This window comes from Streptomyces sp. NPDC015032 (assembly GCF_043080425.1).
Taxonomy (GTDB): Bacteria; Actinomycetota; Actinomycetes; order Streptomycetales; family Streptomycetaceae; genus Streptomyces.
Genome location: NZ_JBIBVN010000016.1, coordinates 91,425 through 117,514, shown reverse-complemented (window position 1 = coordinate 117,514; position 26,090 = coordinate 91,425). Strand labels below are relative to the sequence as shown.

Below are 26,090 nucleotides of genomic sequence, written 5' to 3'. Positions count from 1 at the left end.
ACCGCATCCGACGCCGCGCGCTGATCCACCAGGGAGTACGGGACAGCCCTTAGCCTCCGATCATGCTGCGTATCGCCGACACCCGCACCGGTCATCTCGTCGAAGTCCCCGCCGCGCCCCGCCGCCTGCTGCGCAGTTGTATCCATTTGCCGGTCATCGATACCGGGATCGGACCGGTGCACCTGCGTGTGCCGCTGGTCGGTGACGTACTGGCACGCACCGCGGAGCTGAACGGCCTGCAGGTCGTCACGGTCCTCACCACTGCGGACCTGACCCCCGACCGGACCAGGGCGCTCGACCGGGTCATGGCGGTGCTCGGCATCCATCCCCCCGTCGTCGTCGGAACCCACCACCCGGACGCGGCACTCGGCGGCCCCGCCGACGTGCACGTGATCGCCCAGGGCGCCGATACCGGCGACGTCACGGGCGGGGGCCGGATCGAGGTGGGCCCGGTCAGCACGGTCCTGCTGGAGGAGGGGGTCCCCGACCCCGGTCATCTCCTCTCCCCGGACCGGCCGGACGTACTCGTGCCCGAGACCGCCGATCCACTGGCTGTGCGCCTCCTGCTGCTCCACCACCCCTACGCCACGCCGGTCACGGTCACCGGTGCGGCGCTGGCCGAGGCCCGGCGGACGCTGCGGCAATGGCGTCAGCAGGTCGCCGACTGGGCGCAGGAGCCGTCCCGGCCGATCCCCGCCGATCTGCTGCGGGACTCGCACGCCGCGCTCGCCGACGATCTCGATGTCGCCGCCGTACTGGATCTGCTCGCCGATGTGGCGGGACGCTCCGATGTGCCGTCCGGTGCCAAGTTCGAGACCTTCGCCCACCTCGACCGGGTCCTCGGCCTGGACCTGGTCCGCGATGTGGGCCACCAGCGCCGGCCGGAACGTCCGGCACCCCGCTGAAACAGACGCACCCGGTGGCTCCGGCCCACCGGCCCACCGGCCCACCGGCCGGGCGGCCCCGGGAGAAATTCGGGGCGCGCGGCCCGTGCCGATACGGCAGGAAGGCCGTGCCCATGTTCTGCGTAATGCGGGAACGGCGCTCTTCCGACCGCGCATAGTGCCGATATCCGTCCGTGCCCCGGGCGCTGCCGCTGCCCCACACGGCTCGCAGGAGGAAAGGAGCTGACGGAAATGCTGTTCCGTAGACGAAGGCAGAGGATCGAACGGAAGGTCCGTCGGGCAGCCGTTGCCGGATACGCTGCGGTGGACCGCCGGGCGCCGGTTTCCGAGGTGGGCGGAGCGCTCCTGCGCAAGGCATTTCCCGACCACTGGTCTTTTCTGCTGGGTGAGCTCGCCCTGTACAGCCTCATTGCTCTCGTGCTGACGGGCAGCTACCTCACCCTCTTCTTCGACCCGGGCATGGAGCAGGAACCCTACGAAGGCTCGCACGGCCCTCTGCAAGGGGTTCTGGTCTCACAGGCGTACGCGACGACGCTGGACATCAGCTTCGACGTGCGGGGCGGGCTGCTGATCCGGCAGATGCATCACTGGGCGGCCCTCATCTTCGTCGCCGCGCTGGGTGTGCACCTGCTCCGGGTCTTCTTCACCGGCGCGTTCCGCAGGCCTCGCGAGATCAACTGGATGGTCGGCGTCACACTGTTCATGCTTGCTCTGGTGGAGGGATTCGCCGGATATTCCCTGCCGGACGACCTCTTGTCGGGTACCGGGCTGCGCACCGCCTACACGATTGTGACCGCGATTCCCGTGGTCGGGACCTACCTGGGTTTCTTTCTGTGGGGCGGAAGTTTTCCAGGCGATGTCATCATCCCGCGGCTCTACATCGTTCACGTGTTGTTCGTGCCCGGCGTTCTGATCGCCCTGGTGGTCGTCCATCTGCTGCTGGTCGTCTACCTCAAGCACACACAGTGGTCGTCCCGGGGAAAGACCAATCGGAATGCCGTCGGGCAGCCGATGTTCCCGCATTTCACCGCGAAGTCAGCGGGCCTGAGCCTGATGGTCGCCGGTGTCATTTCCTGGCTGGGGGCCACCGTTCAGATCAACCCCGTCTGGAACTACGGCCCCTACCGGACCGACCAGGTCTCCACCGGCTCGCAGCCGGACTGGTACGTGGGCTTCCTCGAGGGCGCGCTGCGGGTGATGCCGCCCTGGGAGACCACAGCGGCCGGGCACACCGTCATGTGGAATGTCCTCCTGCCCGCAGTGGTGCTGCCCGGAGTGCTCTTCATGGCCCTCTACCTGTACCCGTACTTCGAGAAGTGGGTGACGGGTGATCTGATGGAACATCACTTGTGCGACCGGCCGCGCGACCGCCCCACTCGTACGGGGCTGGGCGTGGCGGCGATCGTCTTCTACGCGGTTCTGCTCATCGCGGGGGGCAATGACGTGAGCGCCTTCATCTTCCGCGTCTCCGTCGAGACGTTGACCTGGATCCTCAGGACCGCCCTCGTCGTCGGGCCGGTGATCGCCTTCGTGGTCACCAAGCGCGTGTGCCTGGCCATGCAAGCACATGACCGTCAGCTGCTGGAGGAGGGCGAGGCGAAAGGCAGAGTGAGCCAGAGCGTCTACGGGCGGATCAGCGACAGCCATCACCCCCTGTCCGCGGAACGCCGCTACCGGTTGCTGGTCAGGGACGTCCCGCGGCCCCCGGCCCCGCCGCGCACACCGGCATCGCGCATGGCCGGACTCCGTTCCGCGCTGAGTACCTGGTACTACCGCGATCGGGTCGACATGCCGACGACGACGAAGGAACGCGCACAGATCGCGGAACTGGTGAAGGACCCGGCCGCCGCTCAGGAGGAGAAGCCGACCGCCGGGGCGGACCGGAAACGCTGACCGCGCTCCCGTACCGGGCCGGCGCCGGCCGTGCCCCGTCCCGGACACCGGGGGTCAGTCGTCACGTCCGGCGAACTGGAAGGTCATCCCGAGGACGCCGGCGAGTGCGATGCCGAGCCCGATGAGGAAGAGCCACAGCCCGTACACGATACCGAGACTCAGCAGTGCCGCGCCGGCGGCCGTCAGGGCCGGGAAGAAGCTGTGCGGCGGAAAGAAGTCCAGCACACCGGTGCGCTCCTGGATCTGGGAGTCGGGGCGGTCTTCCGGCCTTTCTCCCTTGCGGCGGTAGTTCATGGCACAGAAGAACGAGATGACCGCCGACATGATGAAGGACACCGTGAGCGCCGTTGCGCCCGCGGGCTCACGGGCGAACACGATGTAGGCCGTGTCGGTGAGAAGAAAGAACAGCGCGACACCTGCGAAGAGATACGCCTCGGACTTCATTCGCCATGTCCTCCGGATGTGCCAGGGGCCGGCACCTCACGATCAGTGGGCTCCGACCGGGGCACCTCGGGGTGGTGGAGGTCGAAGGCGGGGGAGTCGGAGCGGATCCGCGGCAGTGCCTCGAAGTTGTGCCGCGGCGGCGGACAGGAGGTCGCCCATTCCAGCGACCGGCCGAATCCCCACGGGTCGTCCACATCGACCTTCGCCGCGTATCTGGCGGTCCGCCAGACGTTGTACAGGAAAGGAAGAGTGGACAGGCCGAGCAGGAAGGCACCGATCGAAGAGATCGTGTTGAGGGTGGTGAAGCCGTCGGCCGCGAGATAGTCCGCATAGCGTCGGGGCATTCCGCTCTCGCCCAGCCAGTGCTGGACCAGGAACGTGGTCTGGAAGCCGACGAACAGCGTCCAGAAATGAAGCCTGCCAAGACGTTCGTCAAGCATCCGCCCCGTCATCTTGGGCCACCAGAAATAGAACCCCGCGAACGTGGCGAAGACGATGGTGCCGAACAGTACGTAGTGCAGGTGGGCCACGACGAAGTAGGAATCGGTGAGGTGAAAGTCCAAGGGTGGTGAGGCGACCAGCACGCCGCTCAGCCCGCCGAGGAGGAAGGTGACCAGAAAACCGGTCGACCAGAGCATCGGGGTCTCGAACGAGAGGCTTCCACCCCACATCGTGCCGATCCAGTTGAAGAACTTGACGCCGGTCGGCACCGCGATGAGGAACGACATCAGGGAGAAGAAGGGCAGCAGAACCGCACCCGTCGCGAACATGTGGTGCGCCCACACCGCCGCGGACAGCATGGTGATGGCGATCGTCGCGCCCACCATGCCGATGTACCCGAACACGGGTTTGCGACTGAAGACGCTGAGGATTTCGGTGACCACGCCGAAGAACGGCAGGGCGACGATATATACCTCCGGGTGGCCGAAGAACCAGAAGAGATGCTGCCACAACAGCGCGCCTCCATTGGCCGGGTCATAGACGTGCGCACCGAACTTCCGGTCCGCCATCAGTGCCAGCAGAGCAGCCGTCAGCACGGGGAACGCCAGCAGGGCGAGAATGGAGGTGAAAAGAATGTTCCACGTGAAGATCGGCATGCGGAACATCGTCATTCCGGGGGCGCGCAGACTGACGATGGTGGCGATGAAATTCACCGAACCCAGCGTCGTGCTCAGTCCGGCCAGGACGAGCCCCATGGCCCAGAGGTCCCCGCCGGCTCCCGGCGAGCGGATGGCATCGTTCAACGGAGCGTAGGCGAACCACCCGAAGGAGGCGGCACCACTCGGAAGCAGGAGTCCCGAGACGACGATCAGGGCGCCGAAGAGATAGAGCCAGTACGTCAGCGCGTTCAGGCGCGGGAAAGCGACATCGGGAGCACCGATCTGCAGCGGCATGACGGCGTTTGCGAACCCGGCGAACGTGGGGGTCGCGAACAACAGCATCATGATGGTGCCGTGAATGGTGAAGAGCTGATTGTACTGATCCGGACTCACGACCTGGAGCCCCGGCCGTGCCAGCTCCGCGCGCATCAGCATCGCCAGGATTCCGGCGAGAAGGAAGAATCCGAACGCCGTGGCCAGGTACATATTGCCGATCGTCTTGTGATCGGTCGTGGACAGGTAATTTCTGATCCTGCTGCCTGAACTCACCCGTGGGTTCGGGCCGTTCAGGGGTGTTCGCGTGTGTGGCTGGTCCAGCTGTGGCACGGCCCCTCCAGAGATGCCGGGTGAACGGCGGGGATCAGCTCACCACCGTGCCTGGTGACCAGCTGCGGTCGGCCCGGCGGAAACCCACCCGGGGACGGCCGGGCCCACGACTCGCCGCTCGACCGTCATACCAAGTGACCCACGCGCCGGGCACGCACCGCGCGGGGACCACGTCCCGTTTGCATCCCTGTGGGGTGCACGGGGTGCACGGGTGGCGGCGGGGCCGCGACTGATCCCGACCGGCGCCCGCTCGCTCTCCCGCCGGCCTTGAGGCGGCCACTGCTGCGGAGCAGGTCCTCAAGGAGCGGGCCGGACTGTCCGTGTGGCGCATGGACCGCGAGATCCACTACACCGCCCGCCCCGGCGGCAGCGCCGACGCCGACGGCGGCCCGGCAACACTGGTCGACGTCACCACCCCGCTTCCCTCCCACTGGCCTCTGGTCCTCACCCGCACCGGATTCAGCTCATGGGCGGGCCCGTGCGGCGTGCGTTCAGCGGTTCAGAAGGCGGCACAGCCAGCGGAACCGGGCGTGACGGGCATCCCTCGCGATGTTGGTGTGAGGGGCCAGTTGATCGAAGCCGTGGAATCCGCCGGCCCAGACATGTAGTTCGACGTCACCGCCCGCTTGCCAGATACGCGTCGCGTACAGGACGTTCTCGTCGCGGAAGGTCTCCGCGGCACCGACGTCGACATAGGCGGGGGGCAGCCCCGAGAGGTCTGCCGCGCGGGCCGGAGCGGCGTATACGGAGAGGTGCGCGCTCCCCCGGGCCTCGCCGAGGAGAGCGTCCCAGCCCAGATCGTTGGCGTGCCGATCCCAGACTCCGCGGCCCGCCATCTGGTGGGCGGAAAAACTGTCGTTGCGGTCGTCGAGCATCGGACACATCATCAACTGACCCGTGACGCCGGGGCCTTGACGGTCCCGCGCCATCAGTGCGAGTGCGGCGGCAAGACCTCCGCCGGCACTACCACCCGCCATGACGATGCGCTGCGGATCCCCGCCGAGGGTCGTGGCATGGCGGGAGATCCACACCAGCCCGGCGTAACAGTCCTCGATCGACGCCGGGTACGGGAATTCCGGGGCCAGTCGGTAGTCGACCGAGACGACGACGAGTTCGAGGGGTTCGGCCCACTCCCGCAGTATCGTCTCCATCCCGGTCCGGTTGGTTCCGCCGATCATCCCTCCGCCGTGCATGTGGTAGAGGACCGGTGCGCCTTCGTACAGCCCGGCGGGCCGTGCGACGAGCAGGGACACGTCCGGCGCCCCGGCCGGGCCAGGTACCAGCCGTTCGTGGATTTCGAACCTGCCGCGGTCGCGCAGGTCATCGAGTGTCGGGTCCGCTTTCGCGAGGTGTGTGCGCCATCGGGGAATCTGGTCGGCCGACGCGGGCGTGCTCTCGTGCGGGGGTCCCAGTTTCTCCAGGACGGGGTTGAGTTCCGGGTCGAAGGGTACGGGCGGGACCGTGTGCCGACCTCGGTCACGATGGTTGTTCATACGTCCTCCAGGACTGTGGGGCGGGTATCACGGGTGCCGGGGTGGGGGCATGGGCCAACGACGGCCGGTGTGCTGTGCATGATGTGGACGGCCGGGGCCGGGACGCGGGCGTGCGCCTCCGGTCGTCGTACCGATGCCCCGTTCCCCGCTTCAGCTGGTTGCCGTCCGACGAGACTCCGGCCGGCCGGGCCGTCCGATCTGCAGCAGCCGGTCCTCGGTGGGACCCATCGGCGGAAGAACGGTGAGGGGGCCGCTGGGAGCGGCGGAGGCGGTGTAACGGGCGTGCAGTTGGCCGCAGGCGGCATCGATGGACGAGCCGAGCTGGCGCCGTCTGGTGGCGTGGATGCCACGTTCGCGCAGGCCGGCGACGAACTGACTGACATGTGTCTTCGAGGGCGCCCGGTAGGCGGGATGTGCGCCCAGGGCCTGGTTGTACCGGATCACGCTCACGTGGAAGAGCTCCGGGCGGGATCGCGACGCCACGAGTCGGGCAAGCCGATGCAAGTGGTCTTCGGTGTCGTTGACGCCGGCGATCAGCAGATACGCGAGATAGATCTTGCGGCGTGCCGTGCCCGCGTGCTCATCCAGAATCGCCAGGTTCTCGGTGAGGGGGAATCTCTTCTCCAGCGGAATCAGCTGCGCACGTTCATCCGGGAACGGTGAATGCACGGACAGCGTGATCGTGACCTGTGGGTATTCCTTGGTGAGCCTGGAAAGATTGGGTGCGAAACCCACCGTGGAAACGGTGATGCGGCGTTGCGATAGTTCCCCGTAACCAGTTCCCGAAAGCAGGCACAATGCATCGAACACATGTGGGTTGGCGAGTGCTTCGCCCATGCCCATGAATGCCACGCTCTCCGGCAGGGATCCGTCCGGAAGCCGCCAATACGGATGCATGACTTGCGCGTAGATCTCATCGGCCGTCAGGTTCCGGGCGAGTCCGACGGCGGCCGTGGCGCAGAAAGTGCAGCCCAGTCCGCATCCGGCCTGTGACGAGACACAGAGAGAAGTCCATCCGGCCCTGTAGCGGGAGAGAACGGTCTCGAAGCGGGTTCCCGGGTCCGACTCGAAAACGACTTTTTCGACCTGGTCCTCCGATTGGCGGGCGACCGGCACGATGGGAAGTATGCGCGGCCCGAACTTCTCGGTGAGTCCTGCCCTGAGTTCGGCGGGCAACTCGCGAACGGTGTCGAAGGTCTCGGCTTCCGCGCGGCGAAGGGCGCTCACGAATTGCCGGTAGCGGAAATCGGGTGCGCCCATCGATTCGAGATGCTCCCGGATGCGCGCGAGCCGGGTGCCGGGGGGAGGGTTGGCGAGTGCGACGCGGGACCGTCGAGCCCGGTCGCTCGATGTGTTCGCATGAGGCTGGTTCGTCATGAGGTGATGCTCACCATCTTCCATGTGGTCTCTCTCCCGGCGGGCCGTGCACGGTGCTGAAGAGAGGCAGCCCTCGAAGGAATGGGCGCCGTCCGGCGCATGACTAAGGGAACACAGGACGGAATCGCACAGGAGGGACTGCACCTTGCAATCCTCGAACGACGTCAGCCATGCCGGTCCGATTTCGGACCGGAGGAATCACGGCTTGAACAAATTTCTACGTCGTTGAAAGGAGTCAGCGCATGCTGTGAACGCGCCACGAGAGTGGGCTGGTTCGAGGGCACTCCGGCAGGAGGCAAAAAGAATGTGAGGCGCGCTGGCCAAAGGTGTGCCAGGGCGCGCACGTACAAGCGCGAAAGTGTGTCACCGCGCGCTCAATACACATCCTGGCCATTGCGGACCGGAGCGAGTGGCGCAGGCCGATGGCGTCATCGACGCCCGGCGGCTACGGTCTGTCAACCTCGATAAGCATGCCGGTACTTTAGCACGAAAGAAATCTTGCTCCAGCGAATAGCGCTGGGCTCCACGGCCGGCCCTGGCGCATCGGCCCGTGCCCGGACAGCCGCAGCGCGGTGATCAGCTTGTCGAACCGCCGGGTCGCCGACGCGACGGCCACCTACAAGCACGGCTTCGGGTTCCACCCGCCGCTGTGCTTCCTGCCGGCGCGAGATCGAGGACGCCCGGGCCGAACGGGGAGAAGATGACGGTACGGTCGGCCGGCGGGGCGAGGTGGCCGGTCAGCGCGTCGTGGAGTGTGCCTGCCACGAAGTCGCGGTGTCCCGGGTGCTGTTCGGCCAGATGCGGTGAGGTATCCGCCTTCAGACAGTGGTCCACGTCGTCGACGACGTGGTACGAGTCCAGGTGATCTCGGGCGAGAGATCGCGCAGCGAGACGTGCGGCGCCAACGGGTGGTGGGCGAAGTGCTCCGGGTCGTGGATGTGCGGGGTGCCGGCGACCGTCGCGAAGGCGACGAGGTCGGCGGCGCGGATGACATCCTCGAAGCCTCGAATCGGCGGTCCATGCGGGGGCACGGGTGCGGCGGTGGCCCGCCGCCCGCACGGTTCGGAGTCGGGGACAGCCCTTAGTTCCAATACCGTTCAGTTAAGTGTTTCTGGGGTATCTTGGGGGGATGCCGCGTTCTGGTTGGGTGAAGCCGTCGTCTGATGTCCGGTTGTCGGATTTGGTGTCTGTGGGGTTGCTGACGCGGGTGTTTCCCGCAGATGTGGTTGACGCGGCGATCAAGGAGGCAGGGCGTACTGAGCGGCGTCACCGGTCCTTGCCCGCGCGGGTGATGGCGTACTTCTCGATGGGGATGGCGCTGTATTCGGATGGCTCCTACGAGGATGTGTTCGCGCAGCTCACGGATGGGCTGTCGTGGGCGTCGGGGTGGTCGGAGTCGTTCACGCCGCCCTCGAAGTCGGCGATCTTCCAGGCCAGGGCTCGCCTGGGGTTCGAGCCGGTGCGGGATCTGTTCGCGCGGGTTGCGCGTCCGCTGGCGGGGCCGGACACGCCGGGGTCGTGGCTGGCCGGGCGTCGTCTGGTGGCGATCGACGGGACGTGTCTGGATGTGGCGGACACGGCGGCCAACGCGGAGTTCTTCGGTCGGCCCGCTTCCAGCAGGGGGGAGCGGTCCGCGTTTCCGCAGGCCCGCCTGGTGGCATTGGCGGAATGCGGCACCCATGCCGTCTTTGGCGCTGTCACCGGCCCGTGCAGCGTGTCGGAGATCGAGTTGTCCCGGCAGCTCGTCGGCCGGCTGGAGCCGGGCCAACTGGTCCTGGCCGAACGGGGCTTCTACGGGTTCCGTCTCTGGCAGCAGGCCGCCGCCACGGGCGCGGATCTGCTCTGGCGAGTGAAATCGAACCTGCGGCCCCGGCATCTGGAAACCCTGGCCGATGGGTCCTGGCTGGCCCGGATCGTCCCGACGTCGGGCCCGAACCGGGCCACGACGGAGCCGCTCACGGTCAGAGTGATCGACTACACGGTCGATGACGGCCGGGACAATCCCGAGGAATACCGGCTGCTGACCACGATCCTCGACCCTGCCGAGGTCGGCGCCGAGGGCCTCGCAGCCGTCTACGCCCAACGGTGGGAGATCGAGACCACCTTCGACGAGCTGAAGACCCACCAGCGCGGGCCCCGCGCGGTACTGCGCTCGAAAGCCCCCGACCTTGTCCAGCAAGAAATCTGGGGACACCTGTGCTGCCACTACGCTATCCGCACCCTGATGGCCGACACTGCCGCGCACGCCGGCTGCGACCCCGACAGAGTCTCCTTCGTCAAGACCCTCCGCATCGCTCGCCGTTCAGTCGCGCAGGGCGCATTTTCCCCCTCCGGGCACTGACACGGCCAACACGACCTGGCATCACGCCATCCGATGGCTCACCCAACACCTCAACCCACCCCGCCGAAAGCGCTCACACCCGCGAGTCGTCAAACGCAAGGTTCTGAAATGGGCCGTGAAACGCTCCCGCCACACACACTGGCCCCAGCCCAAACGCAGCCCTCACATCACCATCCAGACCCACTAACTGAACGGTATTGCCCTTAGTTCACGTCCACCACAGCTGTTGCCGCGCCATCCAGTACGGCCACCATCCAGGCGAGCAAGTCCTGGTCGGCGCTCTCCGCAGCCCGCTGCCACCGCTGTTTCTGCTGGTCCATCAGGTCCAACTGGACACGCACGACCGCCTTTCCGCCGTCGCCTATCTCCCGGCTGTCCCGGATCCGGCGCCGGAGTTCGTTGCGGGACCAGCCGTGCAGTTCCGTCTGGGTGAGCCAGCTCTCCTGCTCGGCCTCGGGAAGGCTGGTGACCTCGGCGTGGTGCTGGAAGCTGAGCTTCGCCCGGCGCCTTTCCGGGGTGAACCGCCGGGCCACCCAGGCGTAGTTGCGTAGCGTCTGGTAGTCGAGAGAGGTGTCGGCGATTGCCTTCTTGTACCGGTTCGGGTAATTCGACTGCCCGAAAATGAGCCAGTCGCCCAGCCACCAGGCGGAGGAGTCGGAGATGACGTGAATCTGCCGGCCCAGGTTGCGCCATTCATCGATGGTCATGCCCTCCGGCATGGAGAGCATGACTCGCTTGGTGATGGCTCTGCTGCCCACTCCCAGGCGTTCCTGTGCCGGCCGCGTCGTCGACACAGTGTCGTTCCTGCCCCTCACCGTCACCGATTTGTAGACATTGTTCGACATGGGGTCTTTGCCTTTGTTCGTCCGCTACTGCCTGCTGCGGCACGAGATTGCCAGGGCGGGCCAAATTTTCGCTATATGAAAGCTTGACGGTCCTTTTGTGAAGCCTAAAATGATGTCGGTGATGCCTGGTGGGGCGCCGGTCAGGGCTCGGCCCGCGCCTGCCCGTCGGTCATTGGCGGCGTTGTGCGATCCAGACGCCGCGGGGAAAGTGTTCCGGTTGGACGAGCTCGGCATCGCACCCCGCCGCCGCGAATGCCTCTCGGTACTGTTCATCGGTGAAAAGGGACATGCGCACGGTCTCCGTGGCGTGCCGGATGCCGTAATCGGGGGCGGCGTCGGCGTAGTGCACGGTCATCCGTACTCGGTCACCGTGCTTCCCTTCCGGTATCGAGTGGGAAATCCGATGGATCACCCGTTTTCCCTGTGTGACCGTATCGTCGGCCACATAGCCGGGAATGAATTCCTCCGGGCGGAACCAGGGTTCTATCAGGAGCACGCCCCGTGCGGTCAGGTGGTGTGCCAGGCGACGTATGGCCTTCTTCAGTTCCTGGCCCGACCGCAGATGGGGGATGGCGAACATGCAGGTGATGGCATGAAACCGGGCTTTCAGTTCGAAGTCGCACATATTTCCTGTGTGCAGCGGGATCCCTGGGATCGTCTTCCCGGCGTGCGCGAGCATGTCCGAGGACAGATCCAGTCCCTCTGCTCTCTCGAACAGATCCACCAGGAAGCGCAGGTGCAGGCCGGTCCCGCAGGCGGCGTCGAGCAGTGAGGAGGCTTCGGGGTTCCGCTCGCGGATCAGTCTCCCCGCCTCCGCCGCCTCGTTCTCGTAATCCTTTCCCCTGCTGCGCATGACGAGGTCGTAGACTTCGACGTAATCCAGCTCGTACATGAAATGGAATCCCCTTTTCCGCTTGTGTTCAAATAGTGAATTCGAAAGATTTCGGCCCGATCCGGATCGGAATAATGGTGAAAGTCTTCGCCTTCGATCGCGGATGGTGACTCTGGTACGGTAAAGAGGTTGTTTTTGGATACGAAGGGGTGTTCATGGCGAAAGATTCGGAGCGATCCAAGGTATTTGAGGTGATCCAGACCGTGGCCGTGCTGGCCGCGATCCCGCTCGGTCTGATCCCTCTGGTCCAGTACATCGCGAGCGACGATCACGGCGACCTGTTCCGCGCCTTATTCGGCGAGCAGACCGGCTCGATGGGGCTGCTGCTGCCCGGCCTGGTCATCGTCGTGGCGCTGGTGATCGTAGGAGTGGCGGAGGTCGCGAAGAAGCGCGGCAACACGTCCCAGTGAGCAGAATGTCGCGGGCCCGGGGCCGGAAACCTCCGTCCCTCGGGCCCGCGTTCGCTGTCAGGGCAGGCCATCGGCGTCGGCCATGGGCGTCCCCGCACTCGCGGTCCGCTATCGGGTCAGGCACCACTCCAGGACCGCCATCGCACTGTGCAGTTTGAACCGGGCCTGCTCGAACGCAATGCTCGCGGGCCCGTCCAGCACCTCGGCGGTGACCTCCTCCCCGCGATGCGCGGGCAGGTCGTGCATGAACAAGGCGCCCGGACACCGGGCCATCACCTCGGCGTTCACCTGGAACGGCGCGAAGCCCCGCCGCCAGTCCGGATCGGCCTTGCTGGTCCCGGTTGTGTTCCACCGCGTGGTGTAGACGACGTCTACCGCCGGCAGCGAGTCCATGTCATGGCGCTCGACGGCCCGGCTTCCGTAGCGGCCCGCCAGGGCCTGCGCCTCGGCCAGCACCTCCGGCGCCAGACCGTAGCCCTTCGGCGTGCGGAACTCGATCTCGGCGCCGGGGAACCGGGGCAGCGCCAGGGCGAGCGCCGCCGCCGTGTTGTTGCCCTCCCCGACGTAGAGCAGTCTCAGACCGTCCAGCCGGCCGAAGCGGGCCCGTAGCGTGGCGAGATCCGCCAGGGCCTGGGTGGGATGTTCGTCGGCGCTCATCGCGTTGACGACCGCCGGGCAGTGCTCGGCCAGCAGCCGCATCTCCTCGGGGTCCCCGGCCGTACGGATCACCAGCCCGTCCAGCATTCCCCCCAGCACCCGGGCGGTGTCCTCGAGCGATTCACCGGTGTTGAGCTGGAGGTCTCCCGGACCGTATGTGATCACGTCGGCGCCGAGGCGCAGCGCCCCGGTCGTGAACGACGTACGCGTACGGGTCGAGGTCTTCGTGAAGTACACGCCGATCACCCGCCCCCGCAACGGCTCGTGCCGGGACGCCGGATCCGGATCCATGGCGATCTCCCCGGCCCGCCGCACCATCCAGGCAAGGTCGGAGTCCTCGAGATCGCGCAACGAGATGACATGACGGGTGTCGGCCATGGTGGTCACTCCTCACCGTTGTGGGAACGTTCGATGACCTGGTCCAGCCGGGCTGCCAGGGTGGATACGTGGGGAGGGAAGAGCGCACTGCGGTGGTCGCCGGGGATCCGGCCGGAACGGATTCCGCCGGTCGCCAGCCCGCGCCACTGGTCGAGGTAGCGCTCGTAGGACCGGCCGATGATGTCCTCGTACCCACCTTCGGCGAGTTCCTGGCAGACCAGTACGTCCACCGCACCGGCGTACCGCGGGAACCGGTAGTGCAGCCGCAGCTCGGCCATCTCCCGCCAGGACCTGAGCCGGTGGCTCCAGCCGTGGACCAGGTCCAGGTCGAGGGCCTCGTCCCCGAACACGGTGTCGCCGTCGTCGACGATCGTGCGCAGTGCCTCCAGCAGTTCGCTCCGGACCCGGGTGCGCTCCGGGCCGTCCGGAGACTCCCTCAGCCGGGTCAGCGCCGCACCGGCCCGCCGTAGCTGTGCCACGTTCTCGGCGAGCGGGTTGACGCCGGTGGAGGGGTACTCGATCGGGTCGATGAGGATCAGCCGGGGGCGTTCTCCGTCCGCGCGCAGTCTGCGTGCCATTTCCCAGGCGATGCCGCTGGAACCGCACCAGCCGAGAATGTGGTACGGGCCCTGGGGCCGTTCCTTTCTCAACGCGGCTACATAGGCCGCCGCGACCTCCGCGAGGCTCTCCGGAGCCGGGGCGTCGCTGTGCAGCCCCGGCCATTCGAAGGCCGCCACGGGACGTTCGCCGGCGTAGACCTCGGCCAGATGCCGGTACCAGTGAGCGCTTCCGCCACCGGGATGCACACAGAACAGCGGATCGCCCTCGCCGGTGTCACCGAGCCAGATCAGCGGGGAGGAGTCCTCCTCGGGAGCCGGCGGGGACTCGTGTTGTCCCAGGCCCGGGGCGGAATCCTGTCCCGCGCCGGTACGCGACGCCGCCTGACGCGCCATCGCCCGTACCGTACGGTGCCGGAGGAAGTCCCGGAAGGTCAGCTCGATGGAGTGGGTGCGGGCGAGTTGGGCCGTGATCCGCATGGTGAGCAGGGAATGACCGCCCAGCGCGTAGAAGTCGTCGTCCCTGCCCACGCGTTCGACGCCGAGGGCCTCGGCCCAGACGGCCGCGATCGCTTCCTCGACCGGTCCGACGGGAGGCACGTACTCCGTGTCGCCCTGGGGCCGTGCGGTGTCGGGGGCCGGCAGCGCGTTGCGGTCCACCTTGCCGTTGGCGAGCCGGGGGAACGCCTCCATGGAGACGAAGTGGGTCGGCACCATGTAGCCGGGCAGGGTCGTGCGGGCGTACCGGGTGAGTTCACCGGGAGAGAGTTTCTCCTCGCGTGCGATGACGTAGGCCGCGAGCTGCTGTGTCCGCTCAGGGCCGGGTACCGGACGCACCACGGCCGAGTGGATCCCCGGGTGAGCGGTGAGCGCCGTCTCGACCTCGCCCAGTTCGATGCGGAATCCGCGGATCTTCAGCTGGTGGTCACGGCGGCCCAAGACCTCGATACGGCCGTCCGCCAGCCGTCGGCCGATGTCGCCCGTCGCGTACATACGGCTGCCCGGGACGGCGGCGTACGGGTCCGGCAGGAACACGTCCGCGGTGCCGGCCGGGCGGCCCAGATACCCCCGGGTCAGCCCCTCGCCGCCGATATGGATCTGCCCGGCCACCCCGAACGGCACCGGCTCCAGGCGGTCGTCCAGCAGGTAGCAGGCGGTGTGGGCGGGCAGGACCCACGCCGGAGCCGTGTCCGGGGCGTACCGGCTGCCGAAGCAGTACACGGTCGCCTCGGCCGGACCGTACATGTCCCACACCCCGGCCTCGGTGGTCCCCAGCCGCTCGGTCAGTTCGGCCCCGAGCGCCTCCCCGCCGGAGACGCGGTGGAAGCCCGACGGCGCGGTCCAGCCGGTCTCGTCCAGCATCTTCCAGGTCGTCGGCGACGCCTGCATCAGGGTTGCCCCGTGCGAGCGGAGCACCTCGGCGAGCGAGACGGGATCCTTGGCGTAGTCGTTCCCGGCGAGGATCAGCCGGCATCCGGCGGCCAGTGCGACGAAGACGTCCAGCTGCCAGACGTCGGTGGTCGTCGGCACCACCGTGACCACGGCGTCGTCCGGGGCGAGAGCCATGTCCCGGATCATCGAGCGCACCCGGTCGGAAATGGCGGCGTGCCGCACCATCACGCCTTTCGGGCGGCCGCTCGATCCCGATGTGTGGACGACGTAGACCAGTTCCTCGGGGTGGGCCGGCCGTGGCGCCGCCTCGGTGACGAGGTCGCGGACCTGGGCGGGAAGCACGGTCCGGAGCGATCCTGCCGGTGCCTGCACCTGTGCTTGTACCTGCGCGTCCGCCACCACGACGTCCACCCCCGCCTCGGTCAGGATCGCCGTGTTGCGTTCGGCGGGATGCGAGGGGTCGACCGGTACGTACGCGGCGCCGAGGCCGACGATGCCGAGTACCGCCGCCACCAGTTCCGGCTCATCGGCAGGCAGGCATACGCCGACCAGATCACCGGCCCGCACGCCCAGCTCTCGCAGATGCGCCGACCAGGAGCCGGACCGATGCCACAACTCCCCGTAGGTCAGCCGGTGTTCACCGCATTCGAGGGCCACCGCCCGCGGGGTCCGCCGCGCATGCTCGTGGACGAGCTCATGCACGGCGCGGCCGGGCCCGAAGGTCCGCTCGGCCTGATGGCCGTTGCCCTCATGGCCGTTGCCCTCGGCGAGCAGCCGCCGACGCTCCTCCTCCGGCAGCAGGGAGACCCGGGCATCGCCGTCCGGGTCGGCGGCCATCAGATCGAGCACCGACCGGTACATCTCGGCGAGCAGTGCGGTGTACCGTTCCCCGATCCGGCTGGACTTGGCCACCAGGACCAGGTCACCGGCCTCGGTCAGCACGCACAGCGGGAACTCGTTCAGACTGATGTCGGTGGTGTCGGAGGTATCGACGGCCGTGCGGTCCAGCACATGGAAGTCGAGGTAATTGAAGGCCACGTCGAACAGCCGGTCGCCCTGGCCGAATTCGTGCTGCAACTGAGGCATTGGGAAGCGGCGGTGCGGCCACAGCTCGACCTCCCGGGCGAACACCTCGTGGACCAGCTCCCGCCAGGTCCGTGCCGGGCCGGGGGCGACCAGCGGCACAGGGTTGAGGAACATTCCCCGGACCTGGTCCCCGCCCTGGACCTCGGTGCGGCCGTTGCACACCAGCCCGGAGTAGAAGCCGTCGCCCTCGGTGAACGTCCGCCACACGGCGACATGGGCGGCGAGCAGCACGCTCTTCAGCGACGCCCGGGCCAGCCCGGCGAGGTGCCGCAGTTTCCCTTCCATGTGCCGGTACGGGACCCGCAGGTGGTAGTCGCCCGGACCGTCCGGATCGGCCCAGGCCGGCGGAATCGTCAGCCGTGGGGCGTTCTCCAGCCGCGCCGACCAGAACGCGCGGTCCTCCGGGCCGTCGAGACTGCGCCGCTCCTGCGCGATGAAGTCGGCGTAGCGGACCGTCGTCCGGGTCGTCGCCGACGGCTTCCGGCCTGCCCGGATGGCCCGGTAGCACGCGATGATCTCGGAGAGAACCGAATTGTGGCTCCAGCCGTCCAGCACCGCATGGTGTTCGGTGAGGGAGAGGTGGAACCGGTCGTCCGCGACGCGATGGGCGTGCACCCGGATCAGCGGGGCTTCGCCGGGCGCGAACAGGCGCCCGCGTTCCCCTGCCCGGAACCGGTCCATGAAGGATCTCTGCTCCTCGGCGGAGGAGCTCCTGAGATCCGCGTGGCCGAACTCGGCCTCGGCAGAGGCGTACACCAGCTGGAGCGGCTCGGAGAAGGTGCGCAGATCGAAGGCGGTCCGCAGTATCTCGTGCCGGGCCACGACCGTGCTCGACGCCGCCGCGAGGGCCTCGCTGTCGAATGGGCCGTCGTCGCGGATGAGGTAGCTGGTGATGTTGTGGTACAGGTTCCGCTCGGAGTCGGAGAGCATCTCGTAGACCATGCCGGCCTGCACGCGGGCGAGCGGATAGGCGTCGGTCACTGAGCCCGGGACCTTGGCCCGGTCTTCCGCGCTGATCAGCGAGAACGGCGGGACACCCCCCACCTCCGCCGGGGACGCACCCCGGGAGGCGGCCAGTTCCGCGATGGTCTGATGGCGGAACAGATCCTGTACGGAGTACGGCAGTCCACGGGCGCGCAACAATCCGACCAGGCGAACGGCACGGATCGAATCCCCGCCGAGCGTGAAGAAGTTGTCGTGAACGCCGACCCGCCGCTGCCCGTCGAGCACCTCCGCCAGGGCCGCGGCCATGGTTTCCTCGATGACCGTACGCGGTGCCACGTAGGCGTCCTGCCCCTCGCGCCCCGATTCGTCGGGGCTGGGCAGCGCGTCGTGGTCCAGCTTGCCGTTGGCGGTGAGCGCCAGCTTCGGTACGGACATGAACGTCCCCGGCACCATGTAGCCGGGCAGCCGTGCGGCCACGTACTGCCGCAGGTCCGCCACCGCGATATCGGAACCGTCCTTGGGGACCGCGTAGGCGACGAGCTGCCGGTCACCGGGAGCGGGCTCGTGCACGGTGACGGCCGCGGCCGTCAGCTCCGGATGTCCGGTCAGGCAGGACTCGATCTCTCCCAGCTCGATACGGAAACCACGGATCTTGACCTGGTCGTCCGACCGTCCGAGAAAGCCGATGTCTCCGCCGCGCAGCACGCGGGCCTGGTCCCCGGAGCGGTAGAGCCGCGCACCCGGCGGGCCGAAGGGGTCCGGTACGAACCGCTCCGCGGTCAGGGCGGGCCGGCCGAGGTATCCACGGGTGACCCCTGGACCGCCCACGTAGAGCTCGCCGGGCGCCCCGGGGGGAACCGGCCGCATGCGCGCGTCGAGGACATGCAGGGTGAGGTCCGGCAGCGGGAGGCCGATCGGGCTGCGGTGCCCGCTGAGGTCGTCCCGGCCCAGCGGCCGGGAGGTGACGTGCACCGTCGTCTCGGTGATGCCGTACATGTTGACGAGCAGCGGCGCACGGTCGCCGAACCGCTCCCACCACGGCCGGAGTGTGCCCACGTCGAGCTTTTCCCCGCCGAAGATGACCAGACGCAGCCGGAGACGGTCGAGCACCGGCTCGCTCCGGGCCGTCAGCTCCGCCAGGTTCCGGAACGCGGACGGGGTCTGGTTCAGTACGGTCACCCCCTCGTCCGCCAGCAGACCGGCGAGATCCCACGGCGAGCGCGTCACCGTATGAGGGACGATCACGAGGCGACCGCCGTGGAACAGCGCGCCCCACATCTCCCAGACGGAGAAGTCGAAGGCGTAGGAGTGGAACAGCGCCCACACGTCGTCCGGGCCGAAGCCGTACTCGTCCTTGCCGGTGGTCAGGAGCCGGACCACGTTGGCGTGGGTGACCTGCACGCCCTTCGGACGGCCGGTGGATCCCGAGGTGTGGATGACGTACGCGAGGTCGTCCGGGTGAGCGGCGTGCGCCGGAGCCTGGTCCGGCGACGCGGCGATCCGGGCCCGCTCGGCGGGATGGTCGAGGACGACGGTCCCGCCGGGTACCTGGCGGGCGGCCGCCACGGTCTCCTCCGCCAGGGCGCTGTCGGTGACGATCACCCGGGGAGAGGCGTCGCGGACGAGGTAGTCGATCCGTTCGGCGGGGAGCGCGGGATCGAGCGGGAGATACGCGGCGCCCGCCTTGAGCGTCGCCAGCACCGTGACGATCAGATCGATCCCGCGCCGCAGCCGGATCCCGACCAGATCCTCCCGCCCGGCGCCGGCCGCGCGCAGCCGGTGCGCCAGGCGGTTGGCGCGGGCGTCCAGTTCGCCGTACGTCAACTGCTCGCCGTCGAAGGTCAGCGCGACGGCATCGGGACGCGCCGCGGCCTGTGCCGCGAACCGCTCGTGCAGGCAGGTGGTGACGGGGGCCGTAGCGGCCGGCGGGCGCGTCCCGTGTCCTGTCCGCCCCGCCTGGCGTGCCTCGGCCTCGCTCATCAGCGGGAGTTCACTGATCCGGGTGCGCGGCTCCTGCACGGCCGCACCGAGCAGGCGGACGTAGTGCTCGCCCATCCGCCGTACGGTGTCCGTGTCCATCAGGGAGTGGGGAAAGGTCACCGAGCCGGTCACCGAACCATCGGGGTGCTCCTCCAGTGCCCAGGTCAGGTCGAACTGTGCGTGCCTCTGCTCCAAGGGGATCAGCTCCCCGGTGAGGGCACCTGCCTCGAACCGGAACGGCTCGTTGTTCTGCAGAACGAAGTTGACGCCCGTCAGGGGATGGGTGGCGAGGTCACGGCCGACGGCCAGCGCGTCGACGACACGCTCGAACTGCACATCCTGATGAGCGTAGGCGTCGACCGCGGTGGCCCTGGCGCGCTGCAGCAGCTCGGTGAAGGCCGGGTCGCCGGACACGTCCGCGCGCAGCACCAGCGTATTGACGAACAGGCCGATCAGGTCCTGGGTGTCGGCGTGGGTCCGGCCCGCGATCGGGGAGCCGACGGCGAAGTCGGCCTGGCCGGTGTACCGGTGCAGCAGGGACCAGAAGGCGGCCAGATACACCATGAACGGGGTCGCCTGATGGGCACCGGCCAGCGAGCCCACCCGGCCGGCCAGCGCGGCTGGTATCCCGAAGGTGACGGTCGCACCCGAAGGTTCCCAGACGGCGGGGCGGGGCCGGTCGGTGGGCAGCTCCAGTGCGGGCAGGTCGCGCAACTGCCCCGCCCAGTAGTCCAGTTCCCGGTCCAGGCGCTCGTCGGAGGCGTGGGCGCGCTGCCAGGCGGCGAAGTCGGCGTACTGCAGACGGGGTTCGGGCAGCGATTCCCCGGCGCACAGGGTGGCGAGTTCGCGGGCGAGCAGACTGCCGGACCAGCCGTCCACCGCGATGTGGTGCATGACGATCGCGAGGATGTGGTCCTCGGCCGCCAGCCTGATCAGCCGGGCCCGCAGGAGGGGGCCGGTGGCCAGGTCGAAGGGTCTGGCGCTGTCCGCGTACAGCAGGGCGTCCGCGTCATCGGGGCTCGCGCCGGTGAGATCGTCGGTCAGCAGGTCGACGGGGGACGGCGGATCGATGGTCTGCACCGGTTCGCCGTCGCCGCCGAGGGTGTAGCGGGTGCGGAGGATCTCCTGACGGCGCACCAGTTCGTCCAGCGCGCGGCGGATGTCCGCCTCGGCCAGGGGGCCCGTCAGACGGAACACCAGCGGTACGAGGTACTCGGTGCCGCCCGGGCGCAGTTGGTCCAGCACCCACAGGCGGCGCTGGGCGAAGGAGAGCGGCAGCGATCCGTCCCGGGGCACCGCGTCAATGGCGGGCCCGTGCGGTACCGGCCCCGAGGCACGCTGCCGCAGACGGTCGCGGAGCAGCCGTGCGCCACGGCTCGCCTCACGGTCGTGCTCACGCTCAGGCTGGTCAAGGCTCATGTTCACTTCCCTACGATCGTGTGACGGCTGGGCCGGGGCGGGCCGGTGCGGTCCCGGCCACGGCTCCCGCTCTCGCGTCGGCCGCTGTATCCGCTTCCGCTTCCGCATCTGCTTCGGCTTCTGCTTCCGCGAGCCGCGCGAGTGCGTCCGCCTGAGCGGCGACGGTGGTCGCCTCGAACAGCAGACGGAGAGGTACGTCCATCCCGAACAGGTCCCGCAGCCGCGTCGCCAACCGCGTCGCGAGCAGGGAGTGTCCGCCGAGATCGAAGAACTCCTGCCGCACTCCCACCCGCTCGACCCCGAGCACCGCGGCCCACGCCCCGGCGACGGCTTCTTCGATCTCGTCGCGCGGCGCCACGAACTCCTCGTCCCCCGTGCGGAGATCCGGCAGTGGCAGCGCCTTGCGGTCCACCTTCTCGCTTGACCCGAGCGGCAGTTCGCCGAGTAGCACGAAGGCCGCGGGCACCATGTACTCCGGGAGCCGGTCACGCAGAAAGGCGCGCAGCTCGGCATCGGTCAAGCGGGTCGAGCCGGTCGGGTCCGGGCGGGGCACCGTGTAACCGATCAGCCGGCGCTCACCGTCCGGCAGGCTGTGGACCGCTACGGCGGCTGCCTTCACGGCCGGATGCCGGGCCAGGTGGGCCTCGACCTCCCCGAGTTCGACCCGGAATCCGCGGATCTTGACCTGTGCGTCCATCCGGCCGAGGAATTCGAGGGCACCGTCGGTGCGGTAGCGGGCCAGGTCCCCGGTCCGGTAGAGCCGTTCGCCGGGCTCGCCGCCGTACGGATCGGGTACGAACCGGTCGGCGGTGGCGCGCGGTTGGCGCAGATAGCCCCGGCCGAGCCGGAGACCGCCGAGGAACACCTCACCGGCAACCCCGAGGGGAACCGGCTCCATCCGCTCGTCCAGTACGTACACCCGCGCTCCGGGCAGCGGACGGCCCAGCGAAATGGCCTTGTCCAAGGAATCGGCGGCGTGCGGGCCGGCCTCACCCACCGGGTGGGTCAGCGCCGCGACGGTGGCCTCGGTCGCTCCGTAGAGGGTGACGAAACGGGTGTTCAGCCCGGTGGCGAACCAGCGCCGGGCGTCTTCGTGGGTGATGACATCACCGGCGACGACCATGTTCCGCAGGGTGCCCAGCCGGGGGTCGCGGTGTGCGACCTCGGCCACCAGTTCACGGTAGTAGTGCGGGACGACGGCCAGTTGTGTGGCCGCGGTCCGCTCGATCAGTGCGGGCAGTTCGGCGGGGGGCACCAGGCCCGGACCGCCGACCACCACCGTGGCCCCGAGCAGCAGCGGTGCCAGCATCTGCTCCAGGGCCGGGTCGAAGTACAGCGGCGCGAGGAACATGACCCGGTCGTCGGACCGGTAGCCGAGCCCGGTGGCCATGGCCCGTACGTGGTGGGTGAGCGCCTGGTGCGTGATCATGACGGCCTTCGGGCGGCCCGTCGAACCGGAGGTGTGGACGACATACGCCAGCCGACCGGGATCACCGGGCGGCAGTTCCACGGGCGGAACCTGGGCCGGTGTGTCCACCAGCACCGCCGGTACGGGCAGCTCTCCCAGGCAGGACCGGGTCCCGCTGTCCGTGAGCACGGCCGCCGGCCGAAGCTCCTCCAGCAGCGACGCCAGGCGCTCGGCCGGCTGTGCGGGATCCAGCGGCGCGAACACACCACCGGCCAGGAAGACCGCCAGCAGGGCCGTGACGGCTGCCGCCGACCGGTCCAGCAGGACGGCCACCGGGGCTTCCGGCCGGCTGCCCGCGGCGATCAGCCGCCGTGCCAGTGCGTCCGCGCGTGCGGCGAGTTCGCTGTAGGTGAGGTGTTCGCCGTCGCCGGCCACCGCGAGGGCCCGGGGGGTACGGGCGGCCTGGGCGGCGAACGCCTCGTGAGCACACTCCGGTTCGACGGGTGCGTGTGACGTGTGCGGGGTGCGCGGTGGATTCCAGCCGTGGAGCAGCTGCTCGCGTTCGTCATGGTCCAGCATGGGCAGCCGGCTCAGCGGACGGCGGGCCCCGGCCGCCATCGACGCGGCGAGCGCACGGAAGTGGCGGGCGAAACGGCGCACGGTGGTTTCGGTGAACAACTCGGTGGCGTACTGAAGTTCCATCCCGTACCCGCCGTCGGGACGGGCGGTGAGAAGGACGGTCAAGTCGAACTTGGCGCCGGTGTGGTCCGTTTCGAAGGGCTGGACGTCGACTCCGGTCAGCGCCAGGGGCCGAGGCGGTGCCTCCCGTACCCCGAAGGTGACATCGACCAGCGGCGACCGCGCGAGGTCACGCTGCGGAGCCAGTTCGTCCACCAGCCGGTCGAAGGGGAGCCGGTCATGGCCGAACGCGTCGAGGGCGCACTCCCGTACCCGGCTGATCAGCCGCTCCGGCGTCGGGTCGTCCGAGAGGTCGGCCCGTAGGACGAGGGTGTTGACGAAACACCCCGCGACATCCTCCAGCTCCGGGTGGTCACGTCCGGCGACCACGGTGCCGACGGCCAGGTCGGTCGCACCGGTGTAGCGCCCGAGCAGCGTGTAGAAGACGCTCAGGAAGGTCATGAACGAGGTGGCACCCCGCTCCCGGCCCAGGCGCAGCAGCGGCCGGGCCACCTCGGCGGGCAGCACCTCGCGCACGATGCCGCCGTCACCGTCCCGTACCGCCGGCCTCGGCCGGTCGGTGGGCAGGTCCAGGGGCCGCACCCCGCTCAACCGCTCACGCCAGTACACGAGATCGGCGTCCAGGGCCGGTCCGGACAGCCGCGCGCGCTGCCAGGCGGCGTAGTCCGTGTACCTCACCTGGGACGGCTTCGGCGCCGGTGGCCGCCCGGTGGCACGGGGCCGGTAGAGCTGCGACAGCTCAGTGGCGAGTACGTCCTCGGTCCAGTCGTCCGTGAGGATGTGGTGCATCAGCAGGACGAAGACGTGGTCGTGCGCGCCGACACGGATCAGATGCGGGGCGAACGGCGCTCCCGCGGACAGATCGAACGGACGCCGGGCCAGCGACCGGATCAGCTGCCGCACGCGCGCCTCGCGCGCCTCGCTCTGTTCGCGCTCCTGGCCGGTACGCCCGGTGGGTTCAGCGATGTCGGTGACCGGCAGCGGGACCGGCTCCGCAGGGGACACGACCTGGCGCGGAGCACCGTCCGGGCCGGTCACGTAACGGGTGCGCAGGATCTCGTGGCGTGCCACCAGGTGATCCACGGCGGCGCCCAGGGCGTCGGTGTCCAGTGGCCCGCGCAACCGGAACGCCCAGGTCACCTGATATTCGGTGCCATCCGGGTCGAGCCGGTCGAGGAACCACAACCGCTGCTGGGTGAAGGACAGCGCCCCCAGGGACCGTTTCTCGTCGCAGAGCACCTCGATACGGCCGCCCGCCTCCTCCCCGGCGAGGTGCGACACCCGCTCGGCCAGCGCCGCCACGGTGGGCGCCTCGAACACCGCCCGTACCGAAACGGGGACGCCCAGGGCGGCGCGGAGCCGTCCCACGACCCGGATTGCGAGCAGGGAATGACCGCCCAGCTCGAAGAAGTCGTCGTCGGCACCGACCGTCTCCGTCTCCAGCCCGAGCACCTCGGCCATGAGTTCGGCGACCAGCTTCTCCTCCGGTGTGTCCGGCGCGACCGTTCCGGTGGCGCGGACGGCGCCGGGCTCCGGGAGGGCGGTCCTGTCGGTCTTGCCGCTGCTGGTCACCGGGAGCGCGTCCAGCGTCATGAAGACGGACGGCACATAGGCGTCCGGGAGCCTGTCCAGCAGATACGCGCGCAGCTCCCGGGGCGTGGGCGGTTCGGCAGACGGATCGGGACGTGGCCCGGCACGCGGTACCACGTACCCGACGAGCCAGGGACGGCCGTCCGGTCCCGGCCGGGGGACGACCACGGCCGCCGCCACGGCGGGATGCCGGGCCAGCACGGCTTCCACCTCACCCGGTTCGACCCTGATGCCGCGGATCTTCACCTGGTGGTCCATCCGGCCCGCGAACTCCAGCGCGCCGTCCTCGCGGCGGCGCACCCGGTCCCCGGTCCGGTAGGCGCGGGCGCCGGGCGGACCGTAGGGGTCCGGGACGAACCGGTCGGCGGTCAGCCGGGGGTTGCCGAGGTAGCCGCGGGCCAAGCCCGCCCCGGCCACGTGCAGTTCGCCGGAAGCCGCGCGGGAGCCGTCCGGGGCGAGGACCTCCGCCCGCGTGTGGTCCAGCGGCCGGCCGATGGGCACGGTGCCGGTGCCCGGGCCGTCGAACTCCCACGAGGTGACGTCGATCGAGCACTCGGTCGGGCCGTAGGTGTTGACCAGGGCGGCGGGAAGCCGTGTGGTCAGCCGGACGGCCAGCTCGTCGGAGAGCGGTTCGCCGGCGGAGAAGAGCAGCCGCAGCGAGGTGCCGTCCGCCAGGCCGGGCTCGTCGGCGAGGGCGCTGAGGAACGTCGGAACCCCCTGCAGTACGGTGATGCGCTCCCGTGCCAGCACCTCGGCCGTGAGCGCGGGATCCCGTTCGGTGCCGTCGGGGGCGAGGACCACCGTTCCGCCGCTGACGAGTGGCCCGAAGAACTCCCAGACCGAGGCGTCGAAGGTGACGGATGTCTTCTGGAGCACCCGGTCGGTGGCTGTGAACGCGTAGCGGCCGACGGCCCAGCGGACCCGGTTGCGGATCCCCCGGTGCACCACCGCCACCCCCTTGGGGCGGCCGGTCGAGCCGGAGGTGTACATGACGTACGCCAGCCCGTCCGGATCGGTCGCCCCCGCCACGGGCGTGGCCGGCCGGGAATCGATCGCGGCCTGCCCGGCGGTGAGCCGAAGCACCGGCACCTCGGGACGGACGACCGGCGGCTCGGCATCCACCAGCAGCAGGCGTGCACCTGCATCCCTGAGCATCCATGCCAGTCGCCGGGCCGGATGGGCGGGGTCCAACGGCATGAACGCGCCGCCTGCCCGCAGGACTCCGAGCAGCGCCACCACCAGGCGGGGGCGCCGTGGCAGGCAGATGGCCACGACGTCGTCGCGGCGCACCCCGCGGTCGCGCAGCTCGTGAGCCAGCCGGTTGGCCGCCCGGTCCAGCTCCCGGTAGGTCAGGGCGCCCTCGGGGGACTCGACCGCCAGGGCGTCCGGGGTCAGGGCCGCCTGCCGGGCCACCAGTTCGGGCAGGCCGGCGTCCGGGCTCAGGGGGTGGTTCATGGTCACCTCGGCTAGGGCCTTTCGTTTGGATCAGGCCGGATCAGGGAGCGGGACCTGGTGCGTGCGATCGCAAGGCGGTGGAGGGAGGCCCCATCCTCGCCGCGTTGTCGGAACATCCGAATACATCCAGTACGCGGATGTTCCTCCGCCTTGCGATGCACCGCATCTGACGCCGCGCGCTGATCCACCAGGGATTACGGGACAGCCCTTAGATCAGT

At 69.1% G+C, this 26,090-nt stretch carries 13 protein-coding genes and 1 pseudogene; 4 read left to right on the top strand and 10 right to left on the bottom strand.

What is annotated here, in order from left to right:
* Nucleotides 1–62: 62 nt before the first annotated feature.
* The gene (locus ACF08M_RS22910) at nt 63–905 is read left to right on the top strand and encodes a hypothetical protein (RefSeq protein ID WP_392187113.1); all 843 of its coding nucleotides are present in this window, start codon (nt 63–65) and stop codon (nt 903–905) included.
* 231 nt (nt 906–1,136) lie between these two features.
* Nucleotides 1,137–2,798, top strand: coding sequence for a cytochrome bc complex cytochrome b subunit (locus ACF08M_RS22905; RefSeq protein ID WP_392187112.1), 1,662 nt, complete (start codon nt 1,137–1,139; stop codon nt 2,796–2,798).
* Nucleotides 2,799–2,852: 54 nt separating this feature from the next.
* Here ACF08M_RS22905 and ACF08M_RS22900 read toward each other — a convergent pair whose 3' ends face one another.
* The 5 genes and pseudogenes from ACF08M_RS22900 to ACF08M_RS22880 all read right to left on the bottom strand — a co-directional run.
* Complete coding sequence (locus tag ACF08M_RS22900; RefSeq protein ID WP_392187111.1) at nt 2,853–3,242, bottom strand: cytochrome c oxidase subunit 4; 390 nt, start codon at nt 3,240–3,242, stop codon at nt 2,853–2,855.
* The gene (gene ctaD, locus ACF08M_RS22895; RefSeq protein ID WP_392187153.1) at nt 3,239–4,912 is read right to left on the bottom strand and encodes a cytochrome c oxidase subunit I; all 1,674 of its coding nucleotides are present in this window, start codon (nt 4,910–4,912) and stop codon (nt 3,239–3,241) included. Before ctaD ends, ACF08M_RS22900 begins: the two co-directional genes overlap by 4 nt.
* 527 nt (nt 4,913–5,439) lie before the next feature.
* The gene (locus tag ACF08M_RS22890; RefSeq protein WP_392187110.1) at nt 5,440–6,441 is read right to left on the bottom strand and encodes an alpha/beta hydrolase fold domain-containing protein; all 1,002 of its coding nucleotides are present in this window, start codon (nt 6,439–6,441) and stop codon (nt 5,440–5,442) included.
* A gap of 150 nt (nt 6,442–6,591) precedes the next feature.
* Nucleotides 6,592–7,842, bottom strand: coding sequence for a radical SAM protein (locus tag ACF08M_RS22885; protein ID WP_392187109.1), 1,251 nt, complete (start codon nt 7,840–7,842; stop codon nt 6,592–6,594).
* A gap of 552 nt (nt 7,843–8,394) precedes the next feature.
* A pseudogene (locus ACF08M_RS22880) lies at nt 8,395–8,816 on the bottom strand (2,3-diaminopropionate biosynthesis protein SbnB); the annotation flags it as partial.
* A gap of 131 nt (nt 8,817–8,947) precedes the next feature.
* Between ACF08M_RS22880 and ACF08M_RS22875 the strand changes: the two are divergent.
* The gene (locus ACF08M_RS22875) at nt 8,948–10,159 is read left to right on the top strand and encodes an IS4 family transposase (RefSeq protein ID WP_392187108.1); all 1,212 of its coding nucleotides are present in this window, start codon (nt 8,948–8,950) and stop codon (nt 10,157–10,159) included.
* Between the two features lie 203 nt (nt 10,160–10,362).
* On the opposite strand, the gene ACF08M_RS22870 is transcribed toward ACF08M_RS22875, so the two are convergent.
* Nucleotides 10,363–11,004 (bottom strand): LmbU family transcriptional regulator, encoded by a 642-nt coding sequence (locus ACF08M_RS22870; protein ID WP_392187107.1) that lies wholly within the window; start codon nt 11,002–11,004, stop codon nt 10,363–10,365.
* 169 nt (nt 11,005–11,173) lie between these two features.
* Complete coding sequence (locus ACF08M_RS22865) at nt 11,174–11,896, bottom strand: class I SAM-dependent DNA methyltransferase (protein WP_392187106.1); 723 nt, start codon at nt 11,894–11,896, stop codon at nt 11,174–11,176.
* A 155-nt stretch (nt 11,897–12,051) separates the two neighbouring features.
* Here ACF08M_RS22865 and ACF08M_RS22860 point away from each other — a divergent pair, with 155 nt between their 5' ends.
* The gene (locus ACF08M_RS22860) at nt 12,052–12,306 is read left to right on the top strand and encodes a hypothetical protein (RefSeq protein WP_392187105.1); all 255 of its coding nucleotides are present in this window, start codon (nt 12,052–12,054) and stop codon (nt 12,304–12,306) included.
* Between the two features lie 108 nt (nt 12,307–12,414).
* Here ACF08M_RS22860 and ACF08M_RS22855 read toward each other — a convergent pair whose 3' ends face one another.
* The 3 genes from ACF08M_RS22855 to ACF08M_RS22845 are packed head-to-tail and all read right to left on the bottom strand — an operon-like array spanning nt 12,415 to nt 25,872.
* Entirely contained in the window at nt 12,415–13,341 is a 927-nt protein-coding gene (locus ACF08M_RS22855; RefSeq protein WP_392187104.1) for an ornithine carbamoyltransferase, read from the bottom strand.
* A gap of 5 nt (nt 13,342–13,346) precedes the next feature.
* Nucleotides 13,347–20,720, bottom strand: coding sequence for an amino acid adenylation domain-containing protein (locus ACF08M_RS22850; protein ID WP_392187103.1), 7,374 nt, complete (start codon nt 20,718–20,720; stop codon nt 13,347–13,349).
* Between the two features lie 10 nt (nt 20,721–20,730).
* Nucleotides 20,731–25,872, bottom strand: a complete 5,142-nt coding sequence (locus tag ACF08M_RS22845; protein WP_392187102.1) for an amino acid adenylation domain-containing protein — start codon at nt 25,870–25,872, stop codon at nt 20,731–20,733.
* Between the last annotated feature and the right edge of the window lie 218 nt (nt 25,873–26,090).